General features: G+C 34.6%; 14 protein-coding genes and 1 pseudogene. 4 read left to right on the top strand and 11 right to left on the bottom strand.

Annotated elements, in window-relative coordinates:
* Positions 1 to 65: 65 nt before the first annotated feature.
* On the bottom strand, positions 66 to 1,526 hold the full coding sequence (locus tag C7B89_RS00070) for an amidase (protein ID WP_115672937.1): 1,461 nt from the start codon (positions 1,524 to 1,526) through the stop codon (positions 66 to 68).
* A gap of 130 nt (positions 1,527 to 1,656) precedes the next feature.
* Here C7B89_RS00070 and C7B89_RS00065 point away from each other — a divergent pair, with 130 nt between their 5' ends.
* Complete coding sequence (locus C7B89_RS00065; RefSeq protein WP_048394322.1) at positions 1,657 to 2,388, top strand: response regulator transcription factor; 732 nt, start codon at positions 1,657 to 1,659, stop codon at positions 2,386 to 2,388.
* Positions 2,389 to 2,519: 131 nt separating this feature from the next.
* Here the strand turns inward: C7B89_RS00065 and C7B89_RS00060 are convergent, their stop codons facing one another.
* The 6 genes from C7B89_RS00060 to C7B89_RS00035 all read right to left on the bottom strand — a co-directional run bounded on the left by C7B89_RS00060 (position 2,520) and on the right by C7B89_RS00035 (position 7,887).
* Positions 2,520 to 3,416 carry a hydroxymethylglutaryl-CoA lyase gene (locus C7B89_RS00060; protein WP_048394320.1) on the bottom strand — a complete coding sequence of 299 codons (897 nt, stop codon included), beginning with the start codon at positions 3,414 to 3,416 and terminating at the stop codon, positions 2,520 to 2,522.
* A gap of 19 nt (positions 3,417 to 3,435) precedes the next feature.
* Entirely contained in the window at positions 3,436 to 4,791 is a 1,356-nt protein-coding gene (locus C7B89_RS00055; protein WP_066037148.1) for a tripartite tricarboxylate transporter permease, read from the bottom strand.
* Positions 4,788 to 5,228, bottom strand: coding sequence for a hypothetical protein (locus tag C7B89_RS00050; protein WP_048394316.1), 441 nt, complete (start codon positions 5,226 to 5,228; stop codon positions 4,788 to 4,790). Before C7B89_RS00050 ends, C7B89_RS00055 begins: the two co-directional genes overlap by 4 nt.
* Positions 5,229 to 5,231: 3 nt before the next feature.
* Positions 5,232 to 6,488 (bottom strand): hydroxymethylglutaryl-CoA reductase, degradative, encoded by a 1,257-nt coding sequence (locus C7B89_RS00045; protein WP_048394314.1) that lies wholly within the window; start codon positions 6,486 to 6,488, stop codon positions 5,232 to 5,234.
* Between the two features lie 137 nt (positions 6,489 to 6,625).
* Complete coding sequence (locus C7B89_RS00040) at positions 6,626 to 7,174, bottom strand: helix-turn-helix domain-containing protein (protein ID WP_115672936.1); 549 nt, start codon at positions 7,172 to 7,174, stop codon at positions 6,626 to 6,628.
* Positions 7,175 to 7,509: 335 nt separating this feature from the next.
* Entirely contained in the window at positions 7,510 to 7,887 is a 378-nt protein-coding gene (locus C7B89_RS00035) for a DUF3221 domain-containing protein (RefSeq protein WP_115672935.1), read from the bottom strand.
* Between the two features lie 384 nt (positions 7,888 to 8,271).
* Here C7B89_RS00035 and C7B89_RS00030 point away from each other — a divergent pair.
* A pseudogene (locus C7B89_RS00030) lies at positions 8,272 to 8,564 on the top strand (IS3 family transposase); the annotation flags it as partial.
* 628 nt (positions 8,565 to 9,192) lie between these two features.
* Here C7B89_RS00030 and C7B89_RS22995 read toward each other — a convergent pair.
* Together C7B89_RS22995 and C7B89_RS00025 are read right to left on the bottom strand one after the other, a co-directional pair.
* Positions 9,193 to 9,342 carry a hypothetical protein gene (locus C7B89_RS22995; RefSeq protein ID WP_004228154.1) on the bottom strand — a complete coding sequence of 50 codons (150 nt, stop codon included), beginning with the start codon at positions 9,340 to 9,342 and terminating at the stop codon, positions 9,193 to 9,195.
* A gap of 419 nt (positions 9,343 to 9,761) precedes the next feature.
* On the bottom strand, positions 9,762 to 10,034 hold the full coding sequence (locus tag C7B89_RS00025) for a hypothetical protein (RefSeq protein ID WP_115672934.1): 273 nt from the start codon (positions 10,032 to 10,034) through the stop codon (positions 9,762 to 9,764).
* A gap of 108 nt (positions 10,035 to 10,142) precedes the next feature.
* Between C7B89_RS00025 and C7B89_RS00020 the strand changes: the two genes are divergently transcribed.
* On the top strand, positions 10,143 to 10,697 hold the full coding sequence (locus C7B89_RS00020) for a hypothetical protein (RefSeq protein ID WP_115672933.1): 555 nt from the start codon (positions 10,143 to 10,145) through the stop codon (positions 10,695 to 10,697).
* Between the two features lie 79 nt (positions 10,698 to 10,776).
* Here C7B89_RS00020 and C7B89_RS00015 read toward each other — a convergent pair whose 3' ends face one another.
* Positions 10,777 to 12,756, bottom strand: coding sequence for a DUF262 domain-containing protein (locus tag C7B89_RS00015; protein ID WP_115672932.1), 1,980 nt, complete (start codon positions 12,754 to 12,756; stop codon positions 10,777 to 10,779).
* Positions 12,757 to 12,948: 192 nt separating this feature from the next.
* Between C7B89_RS00015 and C7B89_RS00010 the strand changes: the two genes are divergently transcribed.
* The gene (locus C7B89_RS00010; RefSeq protein ID WP_115672931.1) at positions 12,949 to 14,592 is read left to right on the top strand and encodes a competence protein CoiA; all 1,644 of its coding nucleotides are present in this window, start codon (positions 12,949 to 12,951) and stop codon (positions 14,590 to 14,592) included.
* 314 nt (positions 14,593 to 14,906) lie between these two features.
* Here the strand turns inward: C7B89_RS00010 and C7B89_RS00005 are convergent, their stop codons facing one another.
* A complete protein-coding gene (locus C7B89_RS00005; protein WP_115672930.1) occupies positions 14,907 to 15,152 on the bottom strand; it encodes a hypothetical protein in 246 nt (81 codons plus the stop codon).
* Positions 15,153 to 15,682: the final 530 nt, after the last annotated feature.

The following is a 15,682-nucleotide window of genomic DNA, read 5'->3' as shown; positions in this document are numbered from 1 at the left end:
GGAAGCTTTAAAATTACGACAGAAAGAAAACGCACCCAGTCTACACTAAGTGCGTTCATGCTAGATTATACCGCTGGCTGAGGCTGTTCACTGACATGTACTGCTGGTTGACGGTCTTTCCAAGGCATGGCTTCCTCTAGCTGTCTACCTAGCTGTAATAACGTCAATTCATCTGCAAATTTACCTGTCATTTGTAGACCAATTGGTAGACCTGATTTACTTTCGGCTAAAGGCAATGATATGGAGGGCTGACCTGTAGCATTGAATAAATTTGTAAACGGTGCATACGTGAAAATTTGCTCTGTCCATTCAACAGTTGAAACGTTAGGATTGTTGGCATTTAATTCACCAATTTTAGCAGGAAGTGTGCCAATAGTTGGACTCAATAAAATATCATAGTCTTCAAAGAAGCCTGCTACTTGACGTGAAACGACCGCATTTGTATGAATAGCTTCCAATAAATCAGCCGCCTTTAATTGACCACCATATTCATAGCATTTCCAAATGGCTGCTTCAATATAGTCTGGAGAAACTGCTTTACCAGTGCCTGCTGCAGCCCCCTTAATCATTTGATAAATATTCGCTGTCCAAATATCGACCGTCGCCTTTGTGAATGATGCTTGTTCATATTTCGGACGCGCCTCTACTACCTCGTGTCCTAGTTCTTTTAATACTTGAACTGTTTTATGAACCGCTTCTATACATTCCGGATCGACAAATGCCCCAGAATTTGTTTCAGTTGTCCAAGCAATTTTTAGCGGGCGCACTGTTTTCTGGATAAGTTGTCCATACGGTGCATGTGTTACTTCTAATTTGGAATAGCTCCCTAAGTCAGGGCCTGCTACTTGATCCAATAAAACAGCTGTATCACGAATTGTACGAGTCACAGCGAACTCAATGGCAATACCATTTAAAGGCTCGCTATTGAATGGACCAGCTGGAACTCTTCCACGTGTAGGTTTTAATCCCACTAACCCACTACAGGAAGCGGGGATACGAATAGAACCTCCACCATCATTGGCATGAGCGATTGGCACAATACCACTTGCAACAGCCGCTGCTGACCCACCACTCGAACCGCCTGGACTATGATTTAAATTCCACGGATTGCGCGTTGCACCATAAATAACTGCTTCAGTCGCTGCATTATAGCCAAACTCAGGTGTTGTCGTAGTACCTGCTAAAATCAAGCCAGCCCTTCTAAAGCGCGCCATTAATTCACTATCGACGGGTATAACCGTATTTTCTCCAATACGACTCCCCATACTATGCGGAACACCCTCTGCATGTAACACAAGCTCCTTAATTAAAAACGGAACACCTGCAAACGGCGCATTTTCATCAACCTTCTCAATGGCCTTATCAGCCTGCTCTTCTAACACACTAACAACTGCATTAATGGATGGATTGACTTTTTTTATTCCTTCTAACGCTAGCTCCTTTAACTCCTGTGGTGTTACCTCCTTTGATTTTACTAGCTCTGCTAACCCAATACCGTCATAGGATGCATACTCTTGTAAATTCATATCATCACCTCGTATAGTAGTAATCTTGCAACTATAATGTACTGAATATTCTAAATTTAAGATATTACCCGAAAGGATAATTCTGTTTTAAGTAGAATATATACGCATAATAGAGAAATGAGGTGTTTTCATGTTTTTAGAAAATGATTTAGAAAACATTCTTAAAGCAAGCTATCATATTTCAAATATGAATGTGAAACAAAGCAATGAATGTTTTAAACATGAACTATTGCAAACAATTAGTCAGCATCTCGGCTATCACCATATGTTATTTTGGGAAATAGCAAATAATGAGCTAACCGCCCCTGTGCTTTTTAATATAGAGCGTCATACGATTAATGACTATTTACAAAGATATAAAAACTTTGATCCATTGCACCCCCAAAATATAAATACACAGCCTTCCATTCAGCTAATGAGTAGGAATGAAGTGATGTGCCTGCAAAAACAAACCCACTATAAAGAAGTATTTTTGAAGGAAAATCGCTATGAAGATGAAATGGCCATGTATTTGAGGATAGACAATAGGCTCGTAGCCGTTATTGGCTTTTTAAGGAAAACAGGAGAGAAGCTATTTAATGAAAAAGATATTTTAAAGTTAGTATATTTGAAAAGAAATATCGAAAATATGTATTCCTTACATCACTTTTCACAGCCCTCCATCGTGTTGGAAATGACAGATCGAGAACGAGAAGTTTTAAAGTTTGTATTCAAAGGCTTAAAAAACATAGAAATCGCCCAGCAATTATTCGTCAGTGAAAATACAATCAAAAAACATCTTCAAAATCTATATAGAAAATTTCAAGTAACCAATCGTACCCAGCTACTAGCAAAGTGTTTAAAGTATATTGATCATATTTAGGAGGGTCATCTATTGAATTCAAAGGTAGTATGATTAATTGGCATAAAACTATTTTCCCTCAGTAAAAAATGTCCCACCAATTGGGTGGGACATTTCTAATTTTAATTCTAACTATAGAGGCGCTCTTTTACTTAATTACTTTGCACTTTATATACTTTACTATCAAGCTGTCTATCTATTGCCTGCTGTAAAAATCGCGTAGCGGTAAACAATTTTTCTTCATCAATATTCGTTTGCACACCTAAACGATGCAGAAAATTTACTAAATCATTTGTCGATACATTGCCGCTTGCACCAGGGGCATAGGGGCATCCCCCTAAACCTCCAATAGCACTGTCGTATTTTGTAATCCCCAGCTCAAGTGCTGCAAATATATTGGCTAAAGCACGGCCATACGTATCATGAAAATGAAGGGCAAACAAATCACGATCGTATTGAGTGAGCAGCTCTGATAAAATAGCCTTTACTTGTACAGGATCCGCTACCCCAATTGTATCGCCGAGTGAAATTTCAGAAACGCCCATTGCTAGATAGGCATCAATGATATCCTTCACTGTTTGAAGCTTTACTTCATCACCAAACGGACTGCCAAATACAGTTGAAATATAACCTCTTAACGATATACCTTCACGATTTGCTACTTCAGCTACAGCTTTTAAGTTCTGCAAAGATTGGTTGATTGAAGCGTTTACATTACTTTGATTATGCTCCTCAGAGGCGGAGATAAATAACGCAATTTCATCAACCTTTTGTTGAATGGCTCCTTCTACCCCTTTCAAATTAGGCACAAGCGCTGCATACGTTATTTTTTCATCACGTGCGATTTGCTCAAACACTTCATGATGATCGGCTAAAGCTGGTATCCATTTGGGACTAACAAAAGAGGATACTTCGATATGGCGGACACCTGTTTCACTGATTAAGTTAATCCATTGCACTTTCAAATCAGTTGGAATAAAAATTTTCTCATTTTGTAAGCCGTCACGAGGACCTACTTCTCTTATTTCCACTTGTTTTGGTAAAGTCATCAAGATACACTTCCTTTAATTAAATGCCGAACAGCTGTAGCATAATCCAGCTTGATGCGTAGAATACCATGAATTGCACACCGGCCCCTACACCTAAAATACGATTTAATAAACCACCCACAGTTGCGACTGTAAATGTTAACACTACTCCTAGCAATTGTGCCTCGTTATAGGCAAGCAAAAATGCTAATCCGATAAACATCGCTACGATTGCTTCCTGGCTAATATATTTCAATACTAATACAGATGCTTTACGTGCATAATTCATCGCAAATGGATAAGCAATTAAAGCGGCTACACTAATACCGATTAACCCAAAAATGAAAAAGTCCCATGAAGACATTAGCGTGTGTAGGTTGTTAACTGGATCTACTGTAAAAATCGGTGGTGCATTAAATAAAGGTGATGCTGGTCCAAGTGCTACTGGGCTTAACGGAATACCGAATGCAATTAATGGAATAATCGCTTCAGCTATATATGTCGATTCCGTTACACCATTCATGACAGTAAGACTCGTTGTTGATTTTTTATAGGCACCTTTTGTACGAGAGCCTACAATTTCTCCCATCAATGACGTCATCCCAACAGGACTGAAGACAAATGTAAGGGAGGAAAGAAACGTTGTAATGCTCGTAAAAATGGTCTGCCTTTTCGATAAAATTTTAAATGGATTCGGGAAATAGCCTTTCCATGATTTCGTTTCAGGAGCAAGATTATATTGATTTGGCTTACTGCGTGCTAGATCATTTTTAGCAACAGAAGAAGCCGCCATTAAAATATTACAAAACATCGGTCCAATCGCAATTCCTAAAAAGAATGTAATACTTAAATGTTTATCCAGCATCGCGAAGCTAACGCTATCTAAAGCTTTAATGAAAAATGCAAATGGAATAATGATTAAAATACTTGCCCATTTTCCCTTTGAAAAGAATGCGATTAAAATAGCGGCAAGTGTAAAAATGATGCCTGATGAAGATTTAAAAAAGTCGGCAAATTGACCTAAAAACTGACCTAACAATACAGCGGTTGGTAGGGCGATAAATGCACCGATAACACCGCCAGAAATCATTTTACGTAGTGCAACGTGCGGCATCCCTAAACGGCGTAATGTATTGGCATGATCGATTAACGGTACAGCCGTAGTATCCCCTGGAATTCCTAATAACGCAGTTGGGACAGCATGTGTTAAATGCTTGGCTAACACGCCTGCCATGAAAAAGGCGAATACCCCTTCAGGAGGCGCTCCCAGCAAAATAACTAGCAATGTAATTGGTACCATAATTGCTGTTTCATCTGTACCTGAGATAAGACCAATGACAGTAAAGATAGCTGCACCAAGAAGTGCAAATAAAAGAGCTATTACATAAATACTCATTTTTTATCCGCTCCTTTCAGGCCTTGTAAGCTAGAAAGAATTCCAAAATCCTCAAGCTCCTTTTTTGTCACCGGATCTTCCTCGATTAAGCGTATTTCCTCGTCTATATCAATTTGTAAATCCTCAAATGCTTCCTTTAAAGAATGACTAGATGCTTCATCCTCTACTAAAATACGCTTTGGTTTAAAAAGAATCGTATTAATAGCAACAACAATCAGAATACCTGTGATTCCTGTTAACAGTGAATAAGAGTTAATCATCTGAGGGTCTGCAAACTTCGGAAAAACCCACTGGCCAAACTGATAGCCTAAAAAGCTTGCGGCAACGCTTAAAATAATTGAAATAATTAATTGATTGCCAGAAACCGTGTCTCCTAAAATTTCAATAAACTTCTTTTCCTCTACATTTTTTTGCTCATTGTATGGAGTATTCGCCATGTATTATTCACCTCGCAGAGAGTTTGTAATCTCTAAAACACGATCATAACGGAAATCCTTCTCTTCTACCGCCTGCTGCACAACACGATCAATAATATCGCCTGTAGCCCCAGCCATTACAGCCAAGTTTTTCGCATGCAGACGCATATGACCAGATTGAATACCCTCTGCTGAAAGTGCCCGTAAGCTTGCTAGATTTTCTACTAATCCTACTGCGGCAATGTAGCTGGCTAGCTCCTCTGCTGATTGCACATCCATAATTTTTAGCGCTGCTTTTGCAACAGGATGAGTCTTCGTAGCCCCTCCCACAATACCAACAGCTAATGGCAATTCCAACGTCCCAACAAGATTGCCTGCTTTATTCAGCTCCCACGTTGTTAAAGAACGATATCTACCAGAACGAGCAGCATAGGCATGAGCACCAGCCTCAACAGCACGTGTATCATTACCTGATGCTAATACCGCAGCTGTAATACCATTCATAACTCCTTTATTATGTGTGGCAGCCCGATACGGATCAGCATCTGCAAATTCGTAAGCACTTACAATATTTTTCGCAATCTCTATCCCCCCGAGCATTTCTGTCGAGAATTCACCACGCGCACGAACAATACGCTTATCTGCTAAATTTGAAATAATCCGTAGCACAACTCGTCCATTTGTAATCCGTTCGATTAATGGTGACACAGATTCCGCCATCGTATTAACAGCGTTTGCCCCCATTGCATCCTTCGTATCAACGATTAAATGAACGACAACCATTGTTTCTTTTGCTGTGTCGATTAAGTGCACTTCTATATCCTTCACTCCACCGCCTAACTTGACTAACGTTGGATCCTTTTCATTACAATGCTCGATGATCTCATTTTTATGTTCAAAAATTTTCGCCCTCGCTGCATGAGGGTCCTCAATATTTAATACCTGAATCTGTCCGCGCATAACTGTTCCCGAGCTGGAAGTAAAAATACCCCCTAACTCATATGCTGCACGGGCAGCATTACTAGCCGCAGCAATTACTGACGGCTCTTCAGTAGCCATCGGAATAAATACCTCTTTGCCATTCACCTTAAAGTTGGCCGCTACCCCTAGAGGCACTGAAATATGTCCAATAACATTTTCAACCATTGCATCAGCAAGCTCTAATGAAATTCCACTTTTTAAAGCTTCAACTTCCTCGTTGGTTAAATTTGATTTTTCAGCGATTAACTTAATGCGCTCTTCTACTGAAAGTAAATAAAATCCCTTAATACGTGAAGTCATCCCCATACCCCCAAAATTAAAAAAGTGTAATATAATTCAACTTAGTTGAATAACATTACACCAATTGTAATTTGTCTGAATAGTATTGTAAACAAGAAATTTGTATTTTCGATAATATTTACGTTTAAAAGAAAGATTTAATCCTCAACATAAATCGTTAATACCTTTGAGTTTTCTTCAGAATTATTAATAAAGATATGCTCCTTTTTCCCAGAAAAATACGCAGAGTCCCCCTCTTCTAGATGGTAAAATTTATGATCGTATTTCAAGACGATACTACCCGAAATGACATAAATAAATTCATCATTATCGTGTGTATAAGGCGCTAAATTTTCCGCCCCATTATGTACAGTAACAATAGAAGGATTGATATTGCTCATATAGCTCTTATTCGCTAACAGCTCATATTGATAGCCAAGTTCATTTGTCTCAACAGTCTCATGGCGTTCTTTTTTCGAAACAATCGAAATGCCATCAAATTGATCCTGAATAACAAACCAGGCCATTGGCACATCAAATATTTCCGCAATCTTGGACAATGTCACCAGACTCGGTGTCGCTTTACCATTTTCTATTTTTGAAATATGACTTTTCGTTAAATTAATCTGCGAAGCTAAATCATCCTGAGACATTTTATTTTTCTTCCGCATCTGCTTTATTTTTACTCCAACTTCTAGTAAGTTCATCTATTCCAGTCCCCTCGATCATTTCGGTTTTTACAATAACTATACTATATTTTTAAATGATGGATCGAAAAATACGGGAGTATAATACTCCTTCATTGTCGTCTGTTCAATTAAATACAAAAGGGTGTGCTGAAAGTTTCTCGACTTTTAGCACACCCTTCTACATTATAGTGATGACATTCACATCTTCTTAGGCTGAATCCCGAGCAAGATTGTTGCATTATGCTCCATAAAAATTAATTTTGAGAAGCGATAATCAGCTTAAATAAAGGAAATAAATGGAATTTTAATTTATAAATGGTATTAAATTATATTTAGTAAAAACGAAATGTTAGTCACAGTTTTTCTATACGAATAACTTTGATTTTTGCTGGATTTGACTCCAAAATTTCAGAATACCAAATCCTCACTTCATCTCCACTTTTAATTCCTTTCATAGAAAGTTTCGATTCATTAATTAAAATTGAAACTGTTTCAAATTTATTTAAGTACATGAGATTTTCGCTAGAGAAACTCCCTATATCTGATTGTTGAGCGTCCTTCCCTTGAATAAAATAAACTATTCCTTCATGCATTACTATATAACCAATTTCACTTTCGGTATTTTCTTTACTAGCAAACAGTTGGCTAACATTACCTAAGAGCCAAAAAGCAACAAGAAAAAGTAACAATAAAACCGTGTTGATAATAGGTTTGGGGATTCTATTCTTCATTCAAACCACCACCTTATACATTTAGTAATTTTCATATTATTTTAAATGTACATAAATATACCAAATACTGTGCTCACCTCTATTCTACAATACAAAAAAATACTTCACTTGTTATACTTCCTAAAGAAGGAATACAGAAAATATTTTGAAGTTTTCAATGCAATTGGATGGAATTAGGAACATAAAAAACTTGTATTGAACTGCCGAAGATAATTTCCAAGCTGTTGAGAGCTGCTTAAGAGGAATGGAAGGAAAGCTCCTATGCTATAGCTAAATCTTATGGGGACTAATAATAAAGCAATCCTTAAATGGATTAAGCAATATGAAATACAGTATAGTTGAGGCTATTATTCAGCCGTATACAAATTAAACACTAGAGTTTACTCTAGACCAACCTATTCACTTGTTTCAGACATGTTGAACAAAGCACTCGAACGTTTACCTGAGCACCACCAGTTACTTATGCATACCGATCAGGACTGGCATTATCAAATGAATAAATACTGTCGCGCCTTAGAATCAAGAGGGGTTGTTCAAAGTATGTCTCGTAAAGGAAATAGTTACAACAACTCTGTCATGGTGAATTTCTTTGACATTATGAAATCCGATTTCCTTTACATGAGGGAATTAGAAAGTATAGAGCATTAAAAATAGAATTAGAAAAATATATAAACTACTAGGCAAAATTAAAAACGAGTCCGGTGCAATACCGAACTCATTTATCCAAAGTAGCCAAATGAAATAACGAAGCTAACATACTTCGAATTAACTATTTAATTCATTTATGTGTAACCTACTTAATTGCGCTCTGATTTTTGGAATGCTACAAATAAAGATAATTTTTTATTAGAAAAACCTTAGTTACCTCTAAAGACATTAGTCTCTATTATTGAAAGCAGATGCAAATAAAAAAAATACTAAGAGACTGAGACATTCAGATGTAAAAACAATTTTATAAATTCATACCCAAAATAGAGCCTTTGAAGAATTTGATATGCATATATTCACATGAATTCTTTCACATTTAACCAAAAACGTTGGATATCAGTTTAAAGAGATAAACGGATGGTTATCTCGCTTTATGACTACTCCCACTCAATCGTCGTTGGGGCTAAGATGTAATATCATACGGTAGGTTTTAAGATTATTATCAAAACGGAAAAATGCATTCAAATCATGTAATTTTTTATCCTCAATTGTAGATGGTGACTCCCATTTATATGTCTATGTCGTTCCAATGTCTTTATCATCAATTTGAAAAGAAAAACATAGAGAAATTTTAGTCTTCCTATGTTTTCATTCAAATTATTGATCTGTTTGTTCTTGCTTCTTTTTCAAATACTCCGCACGTATTTTCTCAAGTTGCTGCTTTTTATCAAATTTGGCCGGCTTGTTTTTTTCATGATACTTTGCCACAGCCACCTTACCTTTAGTATCCAATTGATATTTCCCCACTTTGGTTCACCTACTTTTCCTGCCTTTAAAGAAATCTATTCAACAAATATAGTATACCTTATTTTGCTGATGTTAACCTTTTTCCTATATTGGTGTATTGCTCAATCTTAAATTCAGTAAAAGCTTAGTAAATCATTCATAGCCAAATGTATTGTCTGTATCCACCCATTTTTATATTATGATACCTTTATCATTATTTACCGCTACAATATTACTCAGCTTTATGTATGGAGACGGCGGGTATTCAATCTACAAAACAGACAAACCTTATTACATCAACGTTTGAAGGGCTTTTTTGAGGGGCAAAAATAGCTCTTACAAAGGATTTAATAAGGTTTGCTAAAAATGCTTACGGAGACTATTATTTTCACAAATTTCTTCTAATACTCTTATTCTTATTATCACATATGTTTAATATATTAAATACGATCTTCAATTTCTGTTTCAACATAAGCTTTTATCAAATCCCATAATATTTTTTTGTGGCTATTTTTTAATAAGGTGTATGCTTCCCACCTACAGGAAACCTCATACATATTGGTAGTTGAAACTACTGCAATTTTTCCCGGATTATAACCACTTCTATTTTTTTTAGGCATCGAAATGTTAATTACTGCTCTAACAGAATCATGTGATTTATTAACATTCAATCCTAATTTTTGAATTTCTTCTATAAATTCAAATGTCTTCATTTTAACCCTCATTTCATTCGGAGAAAATTATCTGAATTATAATATACCTTTATTCCATAAAATTACTTATAATTAATTTCAAATATAATTGAATTGGAGAGGATATGAATGAACCAAAAACCATATTACGCATATTTAACACGACTAAATTTTTTGAAATTAAAAGAAATCAGTGAAGAATACAATATTTATGATATAAACCGAATGATTTGGGATGGTCAAATCTATTTTGACAATCTAAATTATATCCACACTATTCTAAAAAAAAATGATTATGAAATTCAAAAGCTCTCTCTACCAAACTTTGATCATTATTTCATTCTCCAAAATAAAGCTGACGAAACAAAACCCATACTGTTTTGGGTAAATGTCTTGGATAACCTCGATATTCCAAATGACTTAAAATATATTTTCACTTACAAAACTAATCCTAACGAATTTCAACTTATAACTTTAAATAATATTAGATATTCCCTTGTCCATGTCGGTAATATGATAGTAGAATATTCAAAATTGAAGGGTTTCAATAAGTTGAATCGCAATGTTATGGAATTATTTTATAAAGATTTTAATGCCTTCGTTACAGGTAATTTAACAACGTTTAAATTTAGTTACAGCATTATTGAAAACACATGTATTGTATATAGGGTTAAAGAGTTCTAAAAACGTAGTTTATACACGTAAAGTTAATATCATTATACTTTACGTGTATAAAACTCAAAACTTATTATTCATTTTCTAATCACTTAACCTCAACCTCTACATTCCATAAATCTGCTTCAAATCCTGCTTCAATAAATAATTTCTTACATGTGGTGTAGATACTTTTCGCACTGAAGTTTGCTTCTATAAAATGGCCATTAGGTAGCTGCTTTGCGCTGCGCATTTCTGTATTCTTTTCTACTGAAATTAGCAACGTTCTTGTTTGCAACAATTCCTGGTAGTAATCTGGCTTGTGATTATAAATGAACATTACCGTATGTTCTAGCACCTCTCGCCAAACCTTAACCTTAATCGTTTCATCACCAATAAATAATAAACGTGGCGAGCTACCTGTTACATCATTGTCTTTTATGCTAGCTAATCCAAAATAAGGCCATGCTAAAATGAATTTTTCATATAATTTTTCTGCTCGGTCATTTATTGCTTGTTCGTCCCAATTGTTGTATTTAACAAGGTCTTTATTTAACTCAAAATTACTCTTGATATAATATTTTTTCTTCGTTTCAAAGGATTCGTTTGATAGCTCTGAATTATAACCAGTTAACGTTAAATTTCCAATAGCATGTAAATACTTCTCATGAACCTCTTCAAAATTACTACCTAATTCATTTTTCCAAGACTCGGTTAAAGTCTGTGGCATAATATGTTCAAGAGTCGCCTGTGTTAAATTCACCTTTTCTTTATGACCGTAAGTTTCTTCAAGTACACTTAAAATAAACTTACACTTTTCTCTCTTGTCTCCGCCTCCATATAAAGGTGAAAACTTTAATTCATGAAGAACTTCAGTATCTTTTGGATAACCTCTTACTTGTAAAAGTGCCTTTAATTCTTGTATAGAATCGGATTCACTATACGGTTTTAGCTGATTGTATAAAGACCCAAACATTTTATTTAATGGTTTCGATTCAATATTACAAACATATCGTCTAACAATGAAATTATCGATTATTGATAAAATTTCAATGAATTGTTCCAAACTATATTTTTTCGTATCAAAATCACGATAAATATAAAGTAAAAACGGAAATGCAGTACGTGCTTCAAACTGTTGAATTCGCTTTAAATAGTATTGAATTTTTTCATTAGATTCTTTTTCTGGATGTAGTAATTTATCATAATATGTTGCAAATACAGCCAACTCCTTCAAATAATCAATGACATTTGCTTTATCAGCTTGCTGCTTTAATTTCACATAAACATCTTTCTTTTTGACATTTAAGTTTACGCCCATTAAAAAATGTCTGATGAACTCCGTTAAAGAATTTCCTAAATTCGTTTGCATTGGCATCCAATAGCCTTTATACATTTCTTCCTGCTCGGATGGCTCAATGCGCATAAATAAATAGTTTCTGATTAAGTCTGCTTCTGTTAAAGGCTGTCCTTTTGCATTTAAGCTTTCAAATACTAAATAGGGGTTATCATCTGGAGACAGTACAATGCTAACTAATGAAAGATTATGTAAAACACCATTTTTTAATTGTTCCACATCAATTGTTAAATCATAAAGCTTATTTTTGAAGTAGTTATAGCATTTTACAAGCCCACTATTTTGATCTACTTCTGTAATTTCATTTTTTATAATTTTTTTGAAGGTATCTTTATCAACTTGTGTTGGTAGCAACTTAAAATACTCTTCACCTTTTTTAAAACGATTTACAAGCATCGTTTCGTTAATTTCAGCTGCTAATTCAGGCAATTCATCTTCTTCCGCCTTATCACGAATAACACTTAAAAGAACAAGTAATGTCGTTAATCTTTGTTGTCCATCAATAACTACAAATTGTTGCACGCCAGTAGGGTTTGCATTTACCGGTATAGATACGATTGATCCGATAAAATGATTTTCATATTGCTGTGCTTCATCTACTAACTCCATTAAATCTTCCCATAATGTTAGCCATTGTTTTTGATCCCAACTATATGTACGTTGAAACATTGGTATGATATATTGCTTCGAACCTTCGATTATTTCTTGTAGGTTTGTTTCATTCGCTTTCACTTAGATCACTCCAATTTTATAAACTGATTTGAGTAACTCTACTTAAATTCTACCTTTTTACTGATTATATTTTACCATATTTTCAATTAATATATAATAAAAGTATAATTTATCCACTAAGGCCTAGTCGCGAAATTCTGAGTGTAAAATGTAACAAATAAACTTAATTCTATATCTTATAGAGGTGAAAACATGTTCGTAGCAATCAATCCAAATGGTGAAAAACAATTTGCCTTTCACGAGGATAAAGAACGCCTATATTCTTTAGCAAAAGCAAAAGAACTATACTGTCCGCACTGTCAGAAGAATGTCTTCTTTCGCGGCGGTCCAAAACGCATTCACCACTTTTATCATGAGCGCCATGTTGAATGTAGTTTCGTTGGGGAGCCTGAAACGCAGGAACATCTTGGTGGAAAATTAGCGATTTATAATTGGTTGAAAGATAAATATCCGAATGCTTGTGTTGCATTAGAAGAACGTATTGCTAAGACCAATCAAATCGCGGATGTGTATGCGGATTTTGGGAATGGTCATAAGTTTGCTTTTGAAATTCAATGTGCGGAACAGACTGCTGAGGAATGGTTGGAACGCCGAAAGCTTTATGCAATCGCTGGAATCAAAGATATTTGGCTTTTCGGAGAGAACTATTATAAAGAAATAAATGCAGAAGATATCGAGGATGATGAAGTTGTTCTACGCTTAAAATACCAGCAGCAATTAGTGAATAAAAAAGAACGTAGCGTTTACTTCATAGATGTTAAAAACAACCTTGTAAAACATATTGGCAAATTTTTCGGTATTAGGTATCGAACTGAAACAAGATTTGTAGTAAAGCTTCAAGAAATTGCAATATCTAAAATGGAAATCGCTAAAATACAGTCGCCATGCAGATTCGTTTTATGTAACAAACTTTCCTACGAAAAGATTCAACACTATTTAAATGATAGAAAAATTAAAGCTGCTGAACTTTGGAAGAAACGTAAGGAACAAAGTGCTGCACGGATGCAAAGAATTCATCAAAAACAAGAAAAGCAGAAACGGTTTCAACAGTATATAAGATATTTAAGAAATTTCAATATAAATAAAGTATTACAACGGATGTCACATCGAGAGCAAGTTTTGTTTAGACGTTTAGTAAAAGAGTACGGATTAACAGACAACAATTTCCCTGGCATCTTTAATATCCAGATGGAAGAATATAAATGGATCCATACACCATATCCGCTATGGCAATTACTCGTTTTTCATAAAGCAATAAAACACAATTATAGTAAGAAGCAACTGATCTTCTCGAAATATTTATTTCAAGATATAAAAGATCAGCTTCGATATGATGTTAAGGACAGCAAACAGGTTGCAACATTAATTCACAGCTACCTTGTTCTATTGGAGAAATGCGGATTTTTGGATAAACAAACATTATTTCGTAAGTACATACACCCCTTTAAAATTGAAAATAAGGTGCTACCGAAAGTCGATAATAAGGAGCTTAATGCAAATGTAGCTTTGTATTTTTCCGAATTTAATTTACTTGCTATTGGGTGGGGAGACTATTACGATACTGAATTATTTTTTAATGATGAAGAACAAGATTTATTAGAACAGGATGCAGACTTTTATCAAAATCTTGTCCTACACAAAATGGAAACCCCTTTACATATTGAAGAAGGCCTTTTGGATTGGTTACGTAAAGCTGCTGCGGACAAAATAGTCGAATTAGAAACACATGAAGCGGAATTTATTGAGCATTTAAGCAATTTACTACTTGATGGAGAATTCATCTCACAAGCAATACATGATACATTCCTTGCATTGATAGAAGAAAAATTCAACTAACATTAAAAGCCGTTATAGACCATATTCTTTAAAGACAAATTTTCAATTTATTTTTTGACTTTTCAGAACAGATGTTTCATAACTTGCTAAAATTAATAATAAAAAGGGAACCCCCCAACTCGTAAAGTGACTTTGCTGTCGCTTTATTAGGTGCGTGTATATTATGGATTTTAATCATTTTTAGAAGATTTAAGCATATATTTTAAAATTATAAAATCAGTTATTTGAAAAGCGTAAAGGTTTATACCTTTACGCTTTTTCTGATTCTTTTTAGTCACTCAACTAATTTAATCTTTATCACCCTTTTGAAGTGATTAAAATTTGTAAAACATATTCAGATTGCCGCTTGTATTTACTACTCGCCCTTCTGCATCGAATACAATATCACCCGCTAGTTCAATAACTAGCCAAGCATCACCCGTTTTCATCGCTTGCTTTTCTTTAGCATATTGTCGATTTGCATTGGTCTCTGCTTTTTCAAACGACTCTGCCTCGACTGTACCGATAAATTCTTCCTTTTCTCCCATTCGCTTAACAATAGCATATTTTTTCTTTAGCATTTTACCATCTCCTTAAATTATTTATATAAAAAAACATCCGCTCAATATGCTAAACGATTACTTCTCGTCACGCATCTGAACAGATGATTCTTCCAACACAATCCCTCGAAAGGGTACTAAATTGTTATTCTATGAGTTATAAGTAAAATAATTAACCTTAATATTAGTATAGCGACATCAGGATTAAATTTTAATAACCTAGAAAACTTTTTTATAGATTATGTTTCAGTTTTGATTAGTTTAAAAATTTACGTTTCATTATTACATGCACAATTCGGAAAAAATTTGTAACAATACATGTCTTAAAATATATTTCTGGATTCTAATTATGTAGGATTCCTTTAGTTTTGGGTGCTAGACAATCACCCAATTAACGCGATACTAATTACTTATATATTTATTTAAAGTGGTAAGTTTATCAGTTCGGAATTTAAGAAGTATAAAATATAACTCCACAATCAGTTAACAAAAAGCGATATCAATTACTTATATATATTTCAAAGTGGTAAATTTATCAGTTCGGAATTTAA

The sequence above is a fragment of the Lysinibacillus capsici genome, from assembly GCF_003367505.1.
Taxonomy (GTDB): Bacteria; Bacillota; Bacilli; order Bacillales_A; family Planococcaceae; genus Lysinibacillus; species Lysinibacillus capsici.
The sequence above is the reverse complement of the archived record's forward strand: the minus strand, read 5'-3'. Positions and strand labels throughout refer to the sequence as shown.

Bases quoted from the DNA above. Each gene is read 5' to 3' on its own strand.
- C7B89_RS00040 (WP_115672936.1), bottom strand. From the start codon at position 7,174: ATGAACTTACTAGAAGTTGGAGTAAAAATAAAGCAGATGCGGAAGAAA.
- C7B89_RS00070 (WP_115672937.1), bottom strand. From the start codon at position 1,526: ATGAATTTACAAGAGTATGCATCCTATGACGGTATTGGGTTAGCAGAG.
- C7B89_RS00050 (WP_048394316.1), bottom strand. From the start codon at position 5,228: ATGGCGAATACTCCATACAATGAGCAAAAAAATGTAGAGGAAAAGAAG.
- C7B89_RS00010 (WP_115672931.1), top strand. From the start codon at position 12,949: ATGTTCGTAGCAATCAATCCAAATGGTGAAAAACAATTTGCCTTTCAC.
- C7B89_RS00035 (WP_115672935.1), bottom strand. From the start codon at position 7,887: ATGAAGAATAGAATCCCCAAACCTATTATCAACACGGTTTTATTGTTA.
- C7B89_RS00060 (WP_048394320.1), bottom strand. From the start codon at position 3,416: ATGACTTTACCAAAACAAGTGGAAATAAGAGAAGTAGGTCCTCGTGAC.
- C7B89_RS00055 (WP_066037148.1), bottom strand. From the start codon at position 4,791: ATGAGTATTTATGTAATAGCTCTTTTATTTGCACTTCTTGGTGCAGCT.
- C7B89_RS00005 (WP_115672930.1), bottom strand. From the start codon at position 15,152: ATGCTAAAGAAAAAATATGCTATTGTTAAGCGAATGGGAGAAAAGGAA.
- C7B89_RS00065 (WP_048394322.1), top strand. From the start codon at position 1,657: ATGTTTTTAGAAAATGATTTAGAAAACATTCTTAAAGCAAGCTATCAT.
- C7B89_RS00025 (WP_115672934.1), bottom strand. From the start codon at position 10,034: ATGAAGACATTTGAATTTATAGAAGAAATTCAAAAATTAGGATTGAAT.
- C7B89_RS00045 (WP_048394314.1), bottom strand. From the start codon at position 6,488: ATGACTTCACGTATTAAGGGATTTTATTTACTTTCAGTAGAAGAGCGC.
- C7B89_RS00020 (WP_115672933.1), top strand. From the start codon at position 10,143: ATGAACCAAAAACCATATTACGCATATTTAACACGACTAAATTTTTTG.